The 18,641-nt window shown below is 45.1% G+C and carries 14 protein-coding genes, 1 pseudogene and 1 riboswitch; of the genes and pseudogenes, 12 read left to right on the forward strand and 3 right to left on the reverse strand.

Annotated elements, in window-relative coordinates; all coding sequences use genetic code 11:
• Both MMY81_RS27255 and MMY81_RS27260 read right to left on the reverse strand, forming a co-directional pair.
• Window positions 1-1,334: dihydroxy-acid dehydratase (locus tag MMY81_RS27255; protein ID WP_252315268.1), on the reverse strand; the 1,334-nt coding region annotated here is incomplete at its 3' end.
• Window positions 1,335-1,453: 119 nt separating this feature from the next.
• Window positions 1,454-2,842, reverse strand: a complete 1,389-nt coding sequence (locus tag MMY81_RS27260) for a DUF2254 domain-containing protein (RefSeq protein WP_252315269.1) — start codon at window positions 2,840-2,842, stop codon at window positions 1,454-1,456.
• Between the two features lie 172 nt (window positions 2,843-3,014).
• Here MMY81_RS27260 and MMY81_RS27265 point away from each other — a divergent pair, with 172 nt between their 5' ends.
• Window positions 3,015-4,547, forward strand: a complete 1,533-nt coding sequence (locus MMY81_RS27265; protein WP_252315270.1) for a BCCT family transporter — start codon at window positions 3,015-3,017, stop codon at window positions 4,545-4,547.
• 40 nt (window positions 4,548-4,587) lie between these two features.
• Here MMY81_RS27265 and thpD read toward each other — a convergent pair whose 3' ends face one another.
• Window positions 4,588-5,541, reverse strand: coding sequence for an ectoine hydroxylase (thpD, locus tag MMY81_RS27270; RefSeq protein ID WP_252315271.1), 954 nt, complete (start codon window positions 5,539-5,541; stop codon window positions 4,588-4,590).
• Between the two features lie 287 nt (window positions 5,542-5,828).
• On the opposite strand from thpD, the gene MMY81_RS27275 reads away from it, so the two are divergent.
• The 11 genes and pseudogenes from MMY81_RS27275 to sufC all read left to right on the forward strand — a co-directional run bounded on the left by MMY81_RS27275 (window position 5,829) and on the right by sufC (window position 18,621).
• Window positions 5,829-8,216, forward strand: coding sequence for a 3-hydroxyacyl-CoA dehydrogenase/enoyl-CoA hydratase family protein (locus MMY81_RS27275; protein WP_252315272.1), 2,388 nt, complete (start codon window positions 5,829-5,831; stop codon window positions 8,214-8,216).
• Between the two features lie 19 nt (window positions 8,217-8,235).
• Window positions 8,236-9,420, forward strand: a complete 1,185-nt coding sequence (locus MMY81_RS27280; protein WP_252315273.1) for an acetyl-CoA C-acetyltransferase — start codon at window positions 8,236-8,238, stop codon at window positions 9,418-9,420.
• 18 nt (window positions 9,421-9,438) lie between these two features.
• The gene (locus tag MMY81_RS27285; RefSeq protein WP_252315274.1) at window positions 9,439-11,223 is read left to right on the forward strand and encodes an acyl-CoA dehydrogenase family protein; all 1,785 of its coding nucleotides are present in this window, start codon (window positions 9,439-9,441) and stop codon (window positions 11,221-11,223) included.
• Between the two features lie 195 nt (window positions 11,224-11,418).
• Complete coding sequence (locus MMY81_RS27290; protein ID WP_252315275.1) at window positions 11,419-12,432, forward strand: hypothetical protein; 1,014 nt, start codon at window positions 11,419-11,421, stop codon at window positions 12,430-12,432.
• A gap of 73 nt (window positions 12,433-12,505) precedes the next feature.
• Window positions 12,506-12,865: an arsenate reductase family protein gene (locus tag MMY81_RS27295; protein ID WP_252315276.1), complete on the forward strand. Its 360-nt coding sequence runs from the start codon at window positions 12,506-12,508 to the stop codon at window positions 12,863-12,865.
• Between the two features lie 27 nt (window positions 12,866-12,892).
• Window positions 12,893-13,276 (forward strand): glycine cleavage system protein GcvH, encoded by a 384-nt coding sequence (gcvH, locus tag MMY81_RS27300; RefSeq protein ID WP_252315277.1) that lies wholly within the window; start codon window positions 12,893-12,895, stop codon window positions 13,274-13,276.
• Between the two features lie 151 nt (window positions 13,277-13,427).
• Window positions 13,428-14,684, forward strand: coding sequence for an MFS transporter (locus MMY81_RS27305; protein ID WP_252315278.1), 1,257 nt, complete (start codon window positions 13,428-13,430; stop codon window positions 14,682-14,684).
• 77 nt (window positions 14,685-14,761) lie between these two features.
• Window positions 14,762-14,870, forward strand: a riboswitch (SAM riboswitch).
• A gap of 173 nt (window positions 14,871-15,043) precedes the next feature.
• Entirely contained in the window at window positions 15,044-16,072 is a 1,029-nt protein-coding gene (locus tag MMY81_RS27310; RefSeq protein WP_252315279.1) for a methionine ABC transporter ATP-binding protein, read from the forward strand.
• Window positions 16,065-16,730: a methionine ABC transporter permease gene (locus tag MMY81_RS27315; protein WP_252315280.1), complete on the forward strand. Its 666-nt coding sequence runs from the start codon at window positions 16,065-16,067 to the stop codon at window positions 16,728-16,730. Before MMY81_RS27310 ends, MMY81_RS27315 begins: the two co-directional genes overlap by 8 nt.
• 17 nt (window positions 16,731-16,747) lie before the next feature.
• Window positions 16,748-17,587, forward strand: coding sequence for a MetQ/NlpA family ABC transporter substrate-binding protein (locus MMY81_RS27320; protein WP_252315281.1), 840 nt, complete (start codon window positions 16,748-16,750; stop codon window positions 17,585-17,587).
• A gap of 243 nt (window positions 17,588-17,830) precedes the next feature.
• Window positions 17,831-18,621: pseudogene (sufC, locus tag MMY81_RS27325) on the forward strand (Fe-S cluster assembly ATPase SufC).
• Window positions 18,622-18,641: the final 20 nt, after the last annotated feature.

Raw genomic sequence — 18,641 nt, forward strand, 5'->3', positions numbered from 1 at the left:
CCGCCTTTTGGTCCTACGTGGCGGATAACAAGAACGTCACCTTCTTTAATGTCGTTATCCATAATAGCTTTTGTTGCATCATCTTCTGAGTCATAAACGCGTGCAGGCCCTTCGAAACGGCTGATTTTCTGTCCGGACATTTTGGCTACTGCGCCTTCCGGAGCAAGGTTTCCTTTTAATACGACGAGCGGACCGCTTGGTTTCAATGGATTGTCAAAAGAACGGATAACGTCCTGTCCTTCTGTAAGCTCAGGCGCTTCTGCCAGATTTTCAGCAAGCGTTTTGCCTGTTACAGTAAGGCAGTCGCCGTGAAGAAGTCCGTTTTCCAAAAGAATCTTCATTACGCCGGGTACGCCGCCTACTGCATAAAGATCCTGCATGACATAGCGTCCGCTTGGTTTCAGGTCCGCCAGGTGAGGCACGTGTTTACGTACTCTTTCAAAATCGTCATAGGATAAATCAACGTCGGCAGAGTGGGCGATGGCAAGCAGGTGCAAGAAGGCGTTGGTAGATCCGCCGAGCGCCATAACGACCGTAATCGCATTCTCAAATGCTTCTTTTGTCATAATATCTTTAGGGTAAATATCTTTCTCAAGCAGCTGAATCACCATTTCACCAGCCTGCTGGCATTCTGTTTCTTTATATTGATTGATAGCAGGAGTGGAAGAAGATCCAGGAATACTCATTCCTAGTGCTTCTACTGCAGCAGCCATTGTATTGGCTGTGTACATTCCACCGCAGGCACCGGCGCCAGGGCAGGAGTTACACTCCACCTGATGAAGCTCTTCATCATTAATAATACCCTGCTGGTGCTGGCCGACTGCTTCAAAGGATGAAACAATGTCAACGTCTTTGCCATTCAGCTTTCCGGGCTGAATCGTTCCGCCGTAAACATACACACTTGGAAGGTTAAGGCGTGCTAAGGCGATCAGGGAAGCTGGCGTTGTTTTATCACAGCCGCCGATTGCTACGACGCCGTCCAGACGTTCCGCGCTGGTTACGGTTTCCATGGAATCTGCAATGATTTCGCGGCTTGGCAGGGAGTAGTGCATCCCTTCGTGTCCCATAGCGATACCATCAGATACTGTAATAGTATTAAATATCATTGGAGCGCCGCCGGCCTGGGCTGCGCCTTTTTTAGCTTCTCTAGCAAGGCCATCGATATGTATATTACAAGGGGTGACCTCACTCCATGTGCTGGCAATGCCAATCATCGGCTTTTTAAAATCTTCATCTTTGAATCCTACAGCACGAAGCATGGCACGGTTTGGCGTGCGGTTTGCACCTTCGCTGATTACTTTACTGCGGATACGGAGGTCTTTCTTATCTCCCATTTTTATACATCCTCTCTCATTTGTTGTCAGAAAACTATGGCAATACTACTTATCATACTAGTAAATCATAGAACTCGCAATATAGAAAAAGAAGCAGCCGAGGGGGCTGCTTCCGGTCGCTATTTTTCAGGAGTGAGGCGCTGCTGAAGTTCCTGCTCCAAACTTCTGTATTCTTCAAGTCTATCGGTTGTTTTAGATATTTTGCGAAGGCTCGCGTAAAATCTTCTTTCATTATACTCAAACACAAATGGACTCACATAGCCTCGGGCAATCATAGTAGCGAAGTTCCAGCACATCTCATGATTTTCCCCGGCGACAGATTCGGTTAGAAGCGAGAGAGCTTCTAATACATCGTTGGTAATAACCGGATCTTCTTTCGCATAAATGCTGATATGGGCAAATGCCGCATACAGATAATAATCAAAGGATTCGTCTTCGATAATAATACGAAGATCATTATTGGCATCCGTTAAATACGGAGTAAAGCGTGTAATCTTGGAAATAGAAAGCAGCAGGTCAGTAAGCTGGTAAATGGCATTGGATGCTGTATTTGGATCGTCGTTTCCAATGGATTTAATCGCTATTTCTTTTAGTTTGTTTATACCAAATTCGATATCCTGCACTTCCGTTTTTTTCGATCCAAGAAAAATAAACTGGCGCAGGGCGTTCTCATCGACCGGCGTATTATCTTTCTTCCAATAGCTTACAACCGGAATACCTTCCAGCACGAAATCACCGATACGTTTTTCCAATTTGACGACAAGATTATGGGATTCCGCGTAGGACACCATACGCCGGTAATCAACAATCTGTACAAAACCAGCGGAATCGGCAGCAATATACATTTTGTCGTCATCCGTTAATTCGTCGGCAGACTTGTTCGGTTCTTTCGTGCGGTATGGTTCAAGGTCTTTAACTAATGTACCTAAAATCCTGTCCTGGGATTCGCTTTTCATGTTTAACGTAAGGTTGGGCACCTGCATCCATTTGACTGCGTGGTTAAGAAAGTAAATAAACGTTCCAAGCCCAAGAAACATAAAGAATATGGTTAATATAGGAAAAGCAACATAGGTGGTAACTTCGGCATCGATAAGGAAAAATGCCATTAAAATAAACACAAATACTAAGTTAAACAACCCAAGCACGTGCTGGGTCCGCTTATCCGAAATAAATGTAACAAGCATCCGCGGCGTAAACTGACCGGAAAAGTTAGTAAGTACAACTAGAATAGAGTTCAGCGTGAACGCATTCAAAGTAATACTGCCGGCGATAAGCGAGCTGACGATTAAACTGGTCAGATCATAACCTGCGGCAAAAAAGGCAGGAGCCTGTTCTCCCATCTGCATCGAAATATCGATCCAGTAGGCGATACCTGCGATACCCATTCCTATAAGTGCATATATGACACAGATAAACCATAGGTTTGATCTCATTTCATATTTTAGTTGATGTTTCGATAAGCTTAACAGCTTACGAATAGGTCTTGGCATAAAGCGCTGTAAATTCATATATCATCCCCGCATTCTATTTTTGATACAAGGGATACTTTACCACTTTCTTTATCGTTTTACACTTCAAATTGCAAAAAGGAAAAGATAAATTTATTGACGAGAAATGTGTTTCTATTACGATAGCTCATTAGTGTTTGAAATAGAGAGAGAAAGCGGGAGTAAAATGGATATGAAGAAGGCATCACCTATGAAGCAGAATGACTGGCCCGTTATTGGAGTGAGCGGCGGCCTGCTTGTTTTGTTCATCATTGCATCGATTATAAATCCTGATGCGGTCGGACGTTTTGTTACGATTACATTTGGCTGGGCGGCAGCATGGTTCGGTGGATTCTGGCAGCTTTTGCTGCTTGGAACGTTTATTATTGCCATGTACCTGGCATTTTCTACATATGGAAAAGTGAAGCTCGGTAATAAAGACGCTCCGGAATTTGCAACCGGAAAATGGCTGTCTATTATTATGTGCACCCTGCTTGCCGGCGGAGGTGTTTTCTGGGCAGCAGCCGAACCCATTTATCATTTTATGGAACTGCCGCCGGTATTTTCCGGAATAGAAGGGTCTTCCATGGAAGCAGCCGGTCCGGCACTTGCCCAGAGTTATCTGCATTGGGGCTTTCTCGCCTGGGCAGTGCTTGGTACGCTGAGTACGATAGTATTAATGCATGCCCACTATGAAAAAGGGATGCCTCTGAAACCAAGATCGTTATTATATCCTATATTTGGAGAAAAAATCGCGAAAAACAGCTGGATTGGCTCCACTATTGATATCTGCTCTATCATCGCTGTAGCAGCAGGAACAATCGGTCCTATCGGATTTTTAGGGACGCAGGCAGGGTATGGCATCGAAACACTTATCGGTATCCCTAACGAATATCCGGCTCAGCTTGCTATTATTGCTGGTCTGGTTGTTATTGCTTCCATTTCAGCTGTAACAGGCATTCATAAAGGCATCCAGTGGCTCAGCAGCTTTAACGTCTGGTTTACAGTCGTTCTTATTGCAGCCATCTTATTGGCTGGTCCAGGCGGTTTTATTATAGATATGTTTATTTCCTCATTTGGTATATACGTTCAGGAATTTCCACGAATGGCAACGTTTAGAGGCGATGATGACTGGCTCGGACTGTGGACGATCTTTTTCTGGGGATGGTTTCTCGGATATGGACCGATGATGGCTATATTTATTACAAAAATATCAAGAGGAAGAACGATACGGCAGCTGGTATTATCTGTTGCTGTTATCGCGCCGATCGTAACTAATTTTTGGTTTACGATCGTTGGCGGAACCGGAATATTTTACGAATTGAACAATTCGGGTTCCGTGTCAGGTCCATTATATGAGGGAGGGATGCCTGCTTCTATGATGGCGATTGTTCAACAGCTTCCTTTAGGAGGCGTCCTTACATTTAGTTTCCTTATTGTCACTATTTTGTTTGTTATCACAACGACCGACTCTATGGCTTATACTATTTCTATGGTAGTAAGTGGAAAAGAAGAGCCTCATCCGGGCGTTCGTGTGTTCTGGGTAACGGCAATGGGAAGTGCTGCAGCATGTCTTCTATTTATTGGAGAGGGCAGCGTGGATGCTCTGCAGTCCTTTATTGTAGTGACCGCGGTTCCGGTTTCCATTATTCTGCTGCCAACACTTTGGCTTGCTCCACGGGCAGCAAAACAAATGGCACAGAATCAGGGGATTTATAAGAAATAAAAAAAGACTGCTGCGGGGAGGTCAACCGCAGCAGTTTTATTTATGATTTTGTTTTAGAAGTGGTAGTGGATGGGATGTCTGTTAGTTTCACAGGTTGTGGTGTAATCGGCTTAATGTTCTCCCGGTTGGCCAGAAATTCCGGACGCGGCGGCTGCCCGGAGAACGGGTGGGTCAGCTTGTTTTCAATCGAGTTGAACACAAAGAAGACGTTGCTGCGTGCGTATGGGGAAATGTTACCGGACGAGCCGTGCATCGTGTTGCAGTCAAAGAACAGCACGGATCCGGCCGGGCCGGTCGCCCGGTCAATGCGGCCGCCGGCTTTGTCGACGAGCCAGCTCATGCTGTCGTTGTCCGGCACGCCGCTTTCCTGCTTCTGCAGGGACGACTTGTAGTTGTCCTTCGGCGTTTCGCCGGGGCAGGAAATGTACCATTTCTGCGAACCGGGCACGAGCATAAGCGGTCCGTTAAATTCATAGTTGTCGGTCAGCACAATCGAACAGCTCACCGCACGCATGTCGGGCATGCCGTCCTCAACGTGCCACGTTTCAAAGTCGGAGTGCCAGTAGAACTCCTTGCCTTTGAAACCGGGCTTGAAGTTAATGCGCGACTGCGTAATGTACACCTCACTGCCGAGCAGCTGCTGGGCCGCAGACACAATGCGGTCATTTTGGGCGAGCGACTCAAAGAAGCCGCTGTCTTTATGAATTTCAAACACGGTGCGGATATCGTTGCTTTCCGGCTCCTTAATCACTTCGACGGAGTCGCTTTCCTGATTGCGTTCCATCGTGTGCTTGAGCTCTTTAATCATTGTTTTAATTTCATCCGGTTCAAACAAATTCTCAAACAGCAGGTAGCCATTTTCGTCGTAAAAATCCTCGTCTGCCTTCGTAAGCGGGCCGTCGGAAAAGTCGGGATTTCGATACGCCACCGGGTCCTTGCGCTCCGTAATGGACGCCTCGGCATGGTGACGGGATGGATATCTATCTGTTGCCATGATTTGATGCACTCCTTCAGTAATAAATTTAGACCTCCGGTGTTATAGGCTTTTTCCTATTATTCGGAAAATAAAACATGGAATTATAAAAAGATGTATTTTATATGCTTTTTTTCGTTACGCTATCTGTCTGAATGCCAGATAATATATGGAAAAGTTTTAATAGAAGAAAAGTATTTTTATTTCCATAAAAAATACAGCCGGAAGGACTTGCTAAAGTAAACCCTTTCATTTATAGTTAAAGCATACATTATGAATGAGTATTCATTCAAACAAGGAGGCCGATCATGAAAACATCCATTAAGAGAGCAGCCGTACTCGGTTCCGGCGTGATGGGATCCGGTATTGCTGCACATTTGGCTAACATAGGAATACCGGTAATTCTAATGGACATTGTCCCAGGAGAACTGTCTGAAAAGGAACAAAAAGCAGGATTAACAATGGAAGACAGAGCTGTAAGAAATCGGCTGAGCGAAGTATCGAAAACGAAGCTGTTAAAGCAGAAACCCGCACCTTTAACATCCAGGTCCAATCTAGGTTTAATTGAAACGGGAAATATGGAAGACGATATGGAACGGGTCAGCGAAGTAGACTGGGTTATTGAAGTCGTAACGGAAAATCTGCCGATTAAACAGAAAGTGTTTGAGCAGGTGGATAAATACCGCTCTGATACAACAATAGTAAGTTCCAATACGTCAGGTATTTCGATTGAAGCTATGGCTGAAGGACGCTCTGAGTCTTTTCAAAAGCATTTCCTTGGCACCCATTTTTTCAATCCGCCCCGTTATCTGAAGCTGCTGGAAATTATTCCAACGCAGCATACGAGCCGGGACATTGTGGAGGGTATGAAGCAATTTGCTGAAGATACGCTTGGAAAAGGAGTTGTAGAAGCGAAAGACACACCTAATTTTATTGCAAATCGAATTGGAACATATGGTCTTCTTGTGACGGTACAGGAAATGAAAAAGCAAAATTTATCAGTTGGTCAGGTGGATGCTGTTACGGGACCCCTTATTGGCCGTCCTAAGAGCGCAACGTTCCGTACGCTGGATGTAGTAGGACTCGATACATTTTTACATGTAGCCAGGAACGTCCACGATCAAGTGGATGGGGAAGAGAAACAAGTCTTTGATCCTCCTGCTTTTATGAAAGAGATGGGTGAAAAAGGGTGGATTGGAAGCAAAGCCGGCCAGGGATTCTTTAAAAAAGAAAAAACGGCAGAAGGCAGCAGCATACTAGAGCTTAATACAGAAACGATGGAATACCAGGAACGCCAAAAATGGAAGTCGCCTATAATGGAACAGGCGAAGCAGCAAAAAGATCCTGCCTCTAAATTACAGACCCTTGTGTTCAGTGAAGATGAAGTCAGCCACTTTTTATGGAGCATTCTCAAGCCGGTGCTTCTATACTCTGCTGAGAAAAAAGAAGAAATTGCTGACGATATCGTCGCAGTGGATGAAGCCATGAAATGGGGATTCGGCTGGGAGCAGGGACCTTTTGAAATATGGGATATGCTTGGCTTTAAGAAGACCGCAGGCAGAATGACCGCAGAAGGTATAACCCTTCCCGGCTGGATTCAGAAGATGCTCGACAGCGGTATCGACTCTTTTTATAAAAATGACGGCGCTTACTTTGAGAACGGCTCTTATCAGAAAAAGCAGGTGAATAAAAAAGAAATTTCGCTTGCTTCTGTAAAAGCTTCTAACGGCGTCATTAAGAAAAATGCCGGTGCTTCCTTAATTGATATTGGAGATGATGTAGCTCTGCTGGAGTTCCAGTCTCCGAACAATTCCATCGGGCTCGACGTTATTCAAATGATTAACCAGTCGATAGAGGAAGTAAATAAAAATTACAAAGGTCTTGTCATAGGGAATCAAGGAAAAAACTTCTGTGTAGGCGCCAATTTAATGATGATTCTCATGGAAGCCCAAGATGATAATTTCTTTGAAATAGATATGGTCATCAAACAGTTCCAGCAGGCAGCTATGGCTATTAAATATGCAGAGCGTCCGGTTGTAACAGCTCCTCACGCGATGACTCTTGGAGGCGGTGCGGAAATATGCCTGCCATCAGCCAGCATTCAGGCAGCTTCGGAAACGTATATGGGACTTGTAGAAGTCGGTGTCGGTCTTATACCGGGCGGGGGCGGAAACAAAGAGCTCTACATGCGTAACATTGAAGGCCTCGATCCAAAAAATACGGCAGGGCTGCTGAAAGCTTCTTTTAAAACGTTTGAAACGATTGCTACAGCTAAAACGTCGACATCGGGTCATGAAGCAGCAGACAATGGGTTCTTAAAAGACAGAGACGCGGTCATTACGAACGCAGATCACGTACTCTATCACGCAAAACAGCAGGTGAATCATCTTTTCGATACCGGTTACCGCGCTCCGCAGCGTGAAAAAGTGGCTGTCTCAGGTGAAGCAGGCTACGCCGCAATGAAGCTTGGCGCAAAAACGATGGAGCTTGGAGGAATGGCCTCACCGCACGATTTAAAAATTGCTGAGAAATTGGCACATGTTATTGCCGGAGGAAAAGTTCCAAAAGGAACGATGGTAGACGAACAATATCTTCTAGACTTGGAAAGAGAAGCATTTCTGAGCCTGGTAGGAGAACCGAAGTCGCAGCAGCGTATGCAGCACATGCTGTCTAAAGGAAAGCCGCTTAGAAATTAAACGAATGGAGGGATCAGCCTTGAATGAAGCAGTAATTGTCGCAGGAGCAAGAACTCCTGTCGGAAAAGCAAATAAAGGTACACTCGCTGCCACCCGCCCGGATGATCTGGGAGCCTTAACGATAAAAGAAACATTGAAAAGAGCAGGCGGCCTTGATCCATCAGCAATTGATGACGTTATTATCGGCTGTGCCATGCCGGAAGCAGAGCAGGGAATGAACGTTGCAAGAAGCATTTCGGCATTAGCCGGTCTTCCCTATACAGTCCCGTCCATTACGATTAACAGATATTGTTCATCCGGCCTGCAGAGCATCGCATACGGAGCAGAGCGGATTATGCTTGGGCATTCCCAGACCGTGATCGCCGGAGGCGCAGAGTCAATGAGCATGATTCCAATGGGCGGTCACGTGATCGCTCCCAACCCAACGCTTGTCGATGAAGCGCCTGAATATTATATCGGCATGGGCTACACAGCCGAAGAAGTAGCAAACCGCTTTGGGGTGAGCCGGGCCGATCAGGATGCATTCGCAGCGGAAAGCCATCGCAGAGCGGCGGCCGCAGTCGAGCAGGGGAAATTTACCGATGAAATCGTACCGGTCGAAGTGACAAAGCGTTCGGTAGGCAAAGATCATAAATTAAAAGAATCCACAGAAATGTTTTCCATGGATGAAGGCATTCGCAAAGACACAACGGCAGATACACTCGCAGGACTCCGTCCGGCGTTTCATCCGAAAGGCTCCGTAACTGCCGGGAACGCGTCACAGATGAGTGATGGTGCAGCATCGGTTCTCCTTATGGACAGGCAGAAAGCTGAAGCAGAAGGGCACAAGCCGATTTTAAAATTTCACGGCTTTTCCGTCGCAGGCGTTCCTCCTGAAATTATGGGAATCGGACCGGTTGAGGCGATTCCTAAAGCCGTAAAGCTGGCAGGACTTGAGATGTCGGATATCGGATTATTTGAACTGAATGAAGCATTCGCTTCCCAGGCTCTGCAGGTTATTAGAGAGCTGAAGCTTGATCATACCAAAGTAAATGTTAACGGCGGCGCGATAGCATTGGGGCATCCGCTTGGATGCACAGGAACAAAGCTTACCTTATCTCTTATGCATGAAATGATCAGACGCAATGAACAATTCGGTGTAGTAACTATGTGTATTGGCGGCGGAATGGGTGCTGCAGGTGTATTTGAACTACTACCACAATAATAAAAGGAGGAATAGATGATGAGCAGTACTATAGAGCTACACACAAAAGGCGGAGGGTTTTTACTTGGAGAGGTAACGGCAGACCAGGTATTCACACCGGAGGATTTCACAGACGAGCATAAAATGATTGCCAAAACGACAGAAGATTTTGTTGTTGGGAAAGTAGTCCCGGAAACGGAAAAGCTGGAAAATCACCAGTTTGATGTTTCACGCCGCTTGTTAACACAGGCCGGGGAACTAGGGCTGCTTGGGGCAGACGTTCCGGAAAAGTACGGCGGCATCGGCCTCGATAAAATCAGCTCCACTCTTATTACAGAAAAATTCTCGCGTGCCGGTTCCTTTTCTTTAAGCCAGGGAGCGCATGTTGGTATCGGATCTCTCCCGATAGTCTTCTTCGGAAATGAAGAGCAGAAAGCCAAGTATCTGCCGGATCTGGCAACAGGCACAAAAATTGCAGCCTATGCGCTGACAGAGCCGAGCTCCGGGTCAGATGCTCTTGGCGCAAAAACCACCGCTGTCTTAAATGATGCAGGCACCCACTATAAGCTGACCGGTGAAAAGCAGTGGATTACGAACTCGGCCTTTGCCGACGTCTTTATTGTGTACGCTAAAATTGACGGCGAGCATTTCTCCGCCTTTATTGTAGACCGGGAAATTGAAGGGGTCTCTACAGGCCCGGAAGAGAAAAAGATGGGAATCAAAGGGTCCTCGACAAGAACATTAATTCTCGATAATGCCCATGTACCGAAAGAAAATCTGCTTGGTGAAGCAGGGCGCGGTCATATTATTGCGTTTAATATCTTGAATGTAGGACGTTATAAGCTCGGCGTTGGCTGCGTCGGCGGTTCAAAACGGGGAATTGAACTCTCTGCTAAATATGCAAATGAACGTAAGCAGTTTAAAGTGCCGATTGCTTCTTTTAGAGGGATCCAGGAAAAGCTGGCTACAATGGCATCGGAAACGTATGCATTGGAAAGTTCAATTTACCGTACCGGTGGTCTATTTGAAGAGCAGCTTGGCAGACTGAGCGAATCGGAGCAGGATGATGGCGGGAAAGTGGCAGGAGCCATAGCTGAATACGCCATTGAGTGCTCGCTGAATAAATTTTACGGATCAGAAACACTCGATTACGTAGTAGATGAAGCGGTACAGATTCACGGCGGATACGGTTTTATGGCGGAGTATGAAGTAGAGCGCGCCTACCGTGATTCCCGAATCAATCGTATTTTTGAAGGAACAAACGAAATTAACCGTCTGCTTGTACCGGGCACGATTATGCGTAAAGCGATGAAAGGCGAGCTGCCATTTTTGGAGGAAGCCAAAAAACTTCAGTCCGAAATTATGTCGATGATGCCGGAGGAGCCTGGATCCGAGCCGCTGGAGCAGGAGAAAATGCTTTTGAAAAACCTCAAAAAAGTATTTCTGCTCGTATCGGGAAGTGCCGCGCAGAAATACGGCAAAGGGCTTGATCAGGAGCAGGAGCTTCTCTTTAACTCGGCAGATATTGTAAGTGATATTTATTCCATGGAATCCGCGATTCTCCGTACGGAAAAAGCGATGAACAAAAATGGAGCCGAAAAAGAAAACATGAAAATCATGCTTACCCAGGTGTTCTGCCAGGAGGCAGTAAACCGTATTGAAGCGCATGCCAAGGAGTCTATCATTCATATGGAAGAAGGAGATTCACTCCGCACGATGCTTTCTATTCTCCGCAAGCTGACGCGCCACACGCCGACAGACGTGATCCGCATCAAGCGCAGTATCGCAGAGAAGGTGCTTAAAGAAGAAAAGTATGTCATCTAAAGATAGATAAAGGTAAAAACGGGCAGAGTTTCTGTCCGTTTTTTTATTTGCATACATATTGCGGGTTCCGGTTATAACGATATTCAATAAAACTATTTGTGATTATATATACCTATTACTTTGTATTTACACAAAAGTAAAAATTCGTTAAAATGTATATCTATACATGTTTTCGAATAAGAAGGGAATGGTTGGATGAAGAGGGGTACGCATCAAAAAGTATTAATGGGGGCTGGTTTATTTGTTATCTTAGCAGCAGGATGCTCACAGGAGGAGGCAGCGCCGGCAGCTGAGGAAGCAGAAAGTGCAGAGGTTTCGGAAGAAGAAGAGGCAGCGCCGGAAACAGAGGAAGCCGTAGAAGAACCTGCCGTTGAAGAGCAGGAAGCAGAAGGTGAAGAGAGTCAGGCAGACGAGGCAGAAAGTGACTCAGAAGAACAGCAGGAGACATCATCTGAAGAAACGGTAGAAGAAGAGAAAGGGGAAGCCTCTCAAGAAGAATTGGCTGAGTTTGCAAGAGATTGGCTTATATTAGATGATGAAACAGGAAACTTTATTTCGTTCAGGGTTAAATTAGCCGAGGATGAAAATACGCTTCAAGCTACATATGATGGTTTTCAGTCTGGTGAAGTTGAGGTTATTTATGAAATTACCAGTTTGAAAAATGGAGTGTTAAATATGGAGGGAGACATTGAGCATATGGGTGGCTCTAAAATCACCCTAGAATTATTAGATAATGACAGGTTATTGTGGAAACACCCTACTAAAGAATTGACTTTTGACACGGAAGAAGATGCAATTGCTAAAGATATAGAAAGAAATGAAAATCAATCGAACGGCGAACTCAACGAAACAAATTCGAGCAGTGAATCAACAGCAGACTCCACATCTGAAGCGGCTGCTGAGTCAGAAACAGCCTCTGAGCCGGACACGGAATCAATGAGTCTGGAGGAGCAGCTGGTAGAAGAGCTGATTCAATACGGTATTGGTAACGGCGGGACCCGTGACAGCTTTACCTTTTACGAACAGGCCTGGGAAACCGGAGCGGACGGCAATCAGTATTACGTTATGATTATTGGTGATGCATCAGTAGGGGAGACAGAGAGAATCCACACCTTCCACGGAGGAGAGGACGGCCATCTGTACTTCCTGAATCTTGATGCTTTTCCGGATGCGGAGACAGTAGAATATACGAGAGTGGATTCTTATTAAAAGCAGTTCATTTATTGAGTCGAGCCGAAAAGAAAGATAAGCTATACTAGTAATTAAAGAAAGGAGGTATAGCATGGCAGTAGACATATACAGCTATCCAGCCTGCAGCACCTGCAAAAAAGCTGAAAAGTGGCTGGAAGCGCAGGAGGTGCCATTCACAAAGCATCATATTGTAGAATCTCCTCCTTCGGCAGAAGAGATAAAAAAACTTCATCACATCAGCGGATATCCGATCCAGAAATTTTTTAATACTAGTGGAAAAAAATACCGCGAAATGGGTCTCAAAGATAAAGTAAAAGAAGCGGACAACGAGGAACTATATGATATTCTCGCCTCAGATGGTATGCTAATAAAAAGGCCTATCGTGACAGATGGGAGCCAGGTTACATTAGGGTTTAAAGAAGCGCTGTTTGAGGAAACATGGAAACAGTAAAGATAATGAAAACTGGAGGAATGAATAATGAGCGTACCAAAGGAATTGAAGTATTCACAGGAGCATGAGTGGGTAAAGACCGAAGGAGAAAAAGCAAGAGTCGGCATTACAGACTTTGCCCAGTCCGAGCTTGGAGACATCGTATTTGTTGAACTGCCGGAAGTTGGAGATGAAGTTCAGGCAGACGAACCTTTTGGAAGCGTAGAATCAGTAAAAACGGTTTCCGAACTTTATGCCCCTATCAGCGGTACGGTTGTTGAAGTAAATGAAAATCTGGATGATTCACCGGAATTTGTAAACGAATCTCCTTACGAGAAAGCATGGATGATTGTTGTAGAACCATCAGACAGCAGCCAGATCGATGACTTAATGTCTGCAGAAGATTACGAAAAAATGGTGAGTGAAGACTAAATCACGGTTACATAAGAAGCCTGCCTCTACTATAGAGGCAGGCTTCTTTTATTAGAAATACATAACCCTCTTTTCTTTTTCGGCAATGTTCTATATATTAAAAGGAGTGAATTTAATTCGGTTGTCGAAATAAAACGGGGGAACTCTTATCATGAAAGGTATTGCGAAAGAATGGGCTTATCAATTCAAGCATTACAATAAAAATGTACGTTTGTTCTTGATTGCTTCTGTGCTCTCCAACATGGGCATGGGAGTCTTTATGATTATGTATAACTACTATATAAGAGAGCTCGGCTACCTGGACGATGTAAACGGTCGGGTGATCGCGGCTCAGGCAACGGCTACAGCGATCGCCCTTCTCCCGGCAGGTTTGTTAAGCGACCGTATCGGCCGGAAAAAAGTTATTATGGCCGGTGCCCTTATGCTTGGAGTAAGTTTGTTTCTTCGTTCGGTCGTGGAAATAGAGGGACTGCTTTTAACTGGAGCGTTTCTAACAGGGGCATTTATGTCCTTTGTACAGGTTTCCTCGATCCCGCTGCTGGCTGAAAATTCCACCGAAAAACAGCGCGTTCATTTGTTCAGTTTTAATTTTGCATTGATTATGGTGGCCAACGTAATAGGAAATGGCATGGGCGGACTGATGAGTGACGGTGCCCGTTTGCTGCTTGATATGACTGCTCTGCAAAGTCTGCGACTTACGCTGCTGACAGGAGCTTGTTTAAGCTTTGCTGCAATCTTCCCGGTACTGAAAATAAAAGAAGAGCGCAAACTCACGGTGACCAAGACAGGTGCCAGCTCTTTTAAAGAAATTCTACATACGAATCGTGCCGGTATTAAAATGATAGCCCTATTTGCGGTTGCTCAGCTGATTATCGGATTTGGTTCCGGTCTCGTTATCCCATACCTGAATTTGTATTTCACCGACCGCTTTGACGTAAGCTATACTATTGTCGGTTTGATTCTGGCTTTAGGACAGGGGATGACAGCTGTAGCATTTATGATTGGACCAACGCTTGTGCAGAAAGTAGGGGAAGTGCGTGCAGTAGTTATCCTGCAGCTGAGCTCACTTCCATTTCTGCTTGTTACAGCCTACACGCAGAATATATGGTTTGCCGTTATCGGCTTTTTATTCCGCCAGGCGTTAATGAACGCCGGAAACCCGATTCAGATGTCGTTAATGATGAGAAGCGTAGGAGATAATATTAAAGGGCTCGCAAACTCCATAGGGCAGATGGTTTTTCAGCTGGGCTGGGCGATTATGGGACCGGTATCCACATCGATCGTTCTCATATATGGGCCGTACTATGGATGGGCATGGGTGTTTACGTTAACGTGTGCTCTCTATTTAACAGGCTCCATCTATTTTTATATTGTATTTAGAAAAGTCCCTCCAAGCAGTGATATATGAGGCATGACAAATGATTTGACAGCCGGACGGTCCCATGCTAAGCTTCGATTTGTACTTAATAACCTACATATGAAACACTCTTATCATGAGAGGTGGAGGGACTGGCCCTTTGAAGCCCGGCAACCGTCATTATTTTTAATGAAATGGTGCCAATTCCTGCGAAGCGTAAGCTTTGGCAGATGAGAGAAAGGAATGAACCATGCCCTTTCTGCTGATGATAAAAGCTGAAGGGTATTTTCTTGTGGTTAAATTAAGGAGAGTGTGCCGGTATTTTGTCAGTTGAATAAAGTTTCTGTTCCAAGACCAAGTTATCTGGTATGATAAGTAAGATTAATAAAGAAAAGAAACAGGGTGGGCATATGATAGCACTGGAAAAACTATCGAAAATATTTTCTACATCCAATGGAGATATAACGGCAGTAGACAATATAGATTTAACGATAGATGAGGGAGAAATATTTGGCATTATCGGCTACAGCGGTGCAGGAAAAAGCACGCTTATCCGTCTGCTGAACATGCTTGAAAAACCGACATCGGGAAACATTGTTATTGGCGATAAAAATATGGCCGATCTGCAGGGTGCTTCGCTTCGGGAAGCCCGCCAGGAAATCAGCATGATTTTTCAGCATTTTAATCTGCTCTGGTCGAGAACGGTACGGGAAAACATAGCGTTTCCACTCGAAATAGCAAAGCATTCAAAGAAAGATAAGAATGCCAGAGTGCAGGAGTTAATAGAACTTGTCGGCCTCAGCGGCAGAGAGGACGCTTATCCAGCCCAGCTGAGCGGCGGCCAGAAACAGCGCGTCGGCATTGCAAGAGCTCTTGCAAACAACCCGAAAGTTTTGCTCTGCGATGAGGCAACGTCTGCGCTCGATCCGAAAACAACAGACTCCATCCTCGAGCTGCTGACGGACATTAATAAAAAGCTAGGATTGACGATTGTGCTGATTACACATGAAATGCACGTCATCCGGAAGATATGCAACCGTGTCGCCGTGATGGAGAACGGAAAAGTAGTAGAAGAAGGACAGGTGCTGGATGTATTCAGACAGCCCCGCGAAGAAATGACAAAAGAATTTGTAAAACAGATTACCGAGCCGGAAGAGACGATGGAAGCGATTCGGGAATTAATGAAATCCGGTGATGACAGTCCTATTGTTAAAATTTCATTTCTTGGTGAAGATGCGGAGCAGCCTATCATGACGGATCTTATCCTGACATGCGGCGTGTCGGTCAATATTCTGCAGGGCAAGGTGTCCAAAACAAGAGAAGGAAGCTACGGCACGTTATTTGTTCAGCTCAAAGGAAATCAGGAACAGCTTGACCATGCGCTGTCTTATTTGAAAGAGCAGCAGGTGCAGACAGAGGTGATGACAGCTCATGAATGAACTACTTGAAAATGTAAACTGGGGCAACATGTGGCAGGCAACAGTAGAAACTTTGTACATGAGTGCTTTGGCCGTACTGGCTACGTTTATTTTAGGGGTGCTGCTTGGCCTCATTCTTTATATGACAGACAAAGGAAACATGTGGGAAAATAATCCGATTCATCTGGTGGCGGCAGCGATAGTAAACGTCTTCCGTTCCATTCCATTTATTATATTAATTATTCTGCTCGTTCCATTTACAACTTTTATCGTCGGAACGATGCTTGGACCGAGCGCAGCTCTTCCTGCTCTCGTAATTGGAGCAGCTCCGTTTTATGCGAGACTGGTGGAAATCGGGCTTCGTGAAGTTGATAAAGGAGTGATTGAAGCTTCGCAGTCAATGGGAGCCAATCAATGGCACATTATTTTTAAAGTCCTGATTCCAGAATCTCTTCCTGCATTAATATCCGGGATTACCGTTACAGCTATCACGCTCGTGAGTTATACGGCTATGGCCGGTGTGATCGGTGCGGGCGGACTTGGCGACCTCGCTTTCCGCGAAGGATACCAGCGCAGTAATCCGGATGTCACGTTAGTAGCAACTGCCGCCATTTTAGTGATCGTTATGATCCTGCAGTGGGTTGGCGATAGAATTATATATAGAATTGATAAAAGATAAAAGGGGAGAATGGAAAAATGAAAAAGATTTGGATGATTCCAGCACTATCACTAACAATTGCTTTAGCAGCCTGCGGAGGCGGCGGGGAAGAATCAGGTTCTGAAGAAGAACCAACGACGCTCACAGTAGGTGCTTCCAACGTGCCTCACGCAGAAATTCTTGAGTTTGCCACTGATCAGCTTGAAGAAGAAGGCGTGGATCTGCAGATAGAAACATTTAATGACTATATTGTGCCAAACCAGGCTTTGTCTGAAGAAGAAATTGACGCTAACTATTTCCAGCACGTGCCTTACTTTGAATCACAGATTGAAGAAAATGATTACGACTTTGCCAACGCCGGAGCAATTCACATCGAGCCAATGGGCGTATATTCCCAGGACTATGACAGCCTTGAAGAACTCCCTGAAGGCGCTGAAGTGATCATGAGCAGTTCGGTAGCCGATCACGGACGCATCCTGAGCATGCTTGAAGAAGAAGGCGTTATTACAATGGAAGAAGATGCCGGAATCGAAGCAACGCTGGACGATATTGCCGAAAATCCAAAAGACATTCAGTTCAGTGCCAACGTAGAAGCAGCAACTCTACCTCAGGCATATCAGAATGGAGAAGGCGATGCCGTATTTATTAACTCCAACTATGCACTCGACAGCGACCTGAGCCCAAGCGAAGATGCTATCGCGATTGAAAGCGCAGAGGATAATCCTTACGCGAATATTATAGCGGTACGCAGCGGTGATGAAGAGCGTGAAGAAATCCAGACATTGGTGGATGTTCTTCATTCTGATGAAGTAAGGTCATTTATTGAAGAAGAGTATGAAGGCGCGGTTCTGCCTGCTGAAGGCGAGAACGCTGAATAAAATACTATTCCTTAACAGTTTATGTTTTAACAAAGCAATCTAGTTTGTTATACTAAAAACAATAAGGGGGGCTATCCTGAAAGAGAACGCTTTTAGGCAGTCCCTCTTTTTTTATTCCGTCCGGATAAAGTAAAGTGTGTTTCTTGAACTCTGTTTACATTTGTTATAAACTAATAATGATAATAAAGTGAGAATGAGAAACCACTTTTGTGGTTAAAATAAAGTTAATGGAGGTTTTTTTACATGTCAGCATCTACTCTTAAAATCGAAGATCTAACGGTTGAAATTGAGGGCTCAGAAATTATTAAGCACTTCAACCTTGAAATAAAAGGCGGGGAAATCCACGCCATCATGGGACCAAACGGTACCGGTAAGTCTACATTGGCTTCTGCTATTATGGGTCACCCAAAGTATGAAATTACTCACGGAAGCGTCATTCTTGATGGCGAAGATGTGTTGGAAATGGAAGTAGACGAGCGTGCTAAAGCCGGCTTGTTCCTTGCTATGCAGTACCCAAGTGAAATCAGCGGCGTAACAAATGCAGACTTCATGCGCTCTGCTATTAATTCAAAGCGTGAAGAAGGCGACGAAATTTCCCTTATGAAGTTTATCCGCAAAATGGATGAAAAGATGGATAAGCTTGAAATGAATCAAGCGTTCTCTCAGCGTTACTTGAACGAAGGTTTCTCCGGCGGAGAGAAAAAGCGTAATGAAATTCTTCAGCTGCTTATGCTGGAGCCGAAAATTGCGATTCTTGATGAAATTGACTCTGGTCTTGATATTGACGCCCTGCGTGTTGTATCCAACGGAATCAACGAAATGAAAATGAAAGCTTCGGCTGCCTAATTATCACTCACTACCAGCGTCTTCTCAATTACATTACGCCGGATCATGTTCACGTAATGATGCAGGGACGTATCGTTAAATCAGGCGGAGCAGAGCTTGCAGAACGCCTTGAGGCAGACGGTTATGACTGGATTAAAGAAGAACTTGGCATCGAAGACGAAAGAGTTGGAAACCAACAGAAAGCGTAAAGAAGGGAGGTCACTATCTT

It is taken from the genome of Sinobaca sp. H24 (assembly GCF_023845525.1).

Excerpts from the sequence above, each read along its gene's own strand:
- MMY81_RS27315 (WP_252315280.1), top strand. The coding sequence starts at position 16,065 with ATGAATGAACTACTTGAAAATGTAAACTGGGGCAACATGTGGCAGGCA.
- MMY81_RS27275 (WP_252315272.1), top strand. The coding sequence starts at position 5,829 with ATGAAAACATCCATTAAGAGAGCAGCCGTACTCGGTTCCGGCGTGATG.
- thpD (WP_252315271.1), bottom strand. The coding sequence starts at position 5,541 with ATGGCAACAGATAGATATCCATCCCGTCACCATGCCGAGGCGTCCATT.
- MMY81_RS27290 (WP_252315275.1), top strand. The coding sequence starts at position 11,419 with ATGAAGAGGGGTACGCATCAAAAAGTATTAATGGGGGCTGGTTTATTT.
- MMY81_RS27265 (WP_252315270.1), top strand. The coding sequence starts at position 3,015 with ATGAAGAAGGCATCACCTATGAAGCAGAATGACTGGCCCGTTATTGGA.
- MMY81_RS27310 (WP_252315279.1), top strand. The coding sequence starts at position 15,044 with ATGATAGCACTGGAAAAACTATCGAAAATATTTTCTACATCCAATGGA.
- MMY81_RS27285 (WP_252315274.1), top strand. The coding sequence starts at position 9,439 with ATGAGCAGTACTATAGAGCTACACACAAAAGGCGGAGGGTTTTTACTT.
- MMY81_RS27305 (WP_252315278.1), top strand. The coding sequence starts at position 13,428 with ATGAAAGGTATTGCGAAAGAATGGGCTTATCAATTCAAGCATTACAAT.
- MMY81_RS27260 (WP_252315269.1), bottom strand. The coding sequence starts at position 2,842 with ATGAATTTACAGCGCTTTATGCCAAGACCTATTCGTAAGCTGTTAAGC.
- gcvH (WP_252315277.1), top strand. The coding sequence starts at position 12,893 with ATGAGCGTACCAAAGGAATTGAAGTATTCACAGGAGCATGAGTGGGTA.
- MMY81_RS27295 (WP_252315276.1), top strand. The coding sequence starts at position 12,506 with ATGGCAGTAGACATATACAGCTATCCAGCCTGCAGCACCTGCAAAAAA.
- MMY81_RS27320 (WP_252315281.1), top strand. The coding sequence starts at position 16,748 with ATGAAAAAGATTTGGATGATTCCAGCACTATCACTAACAATTGCTTTA.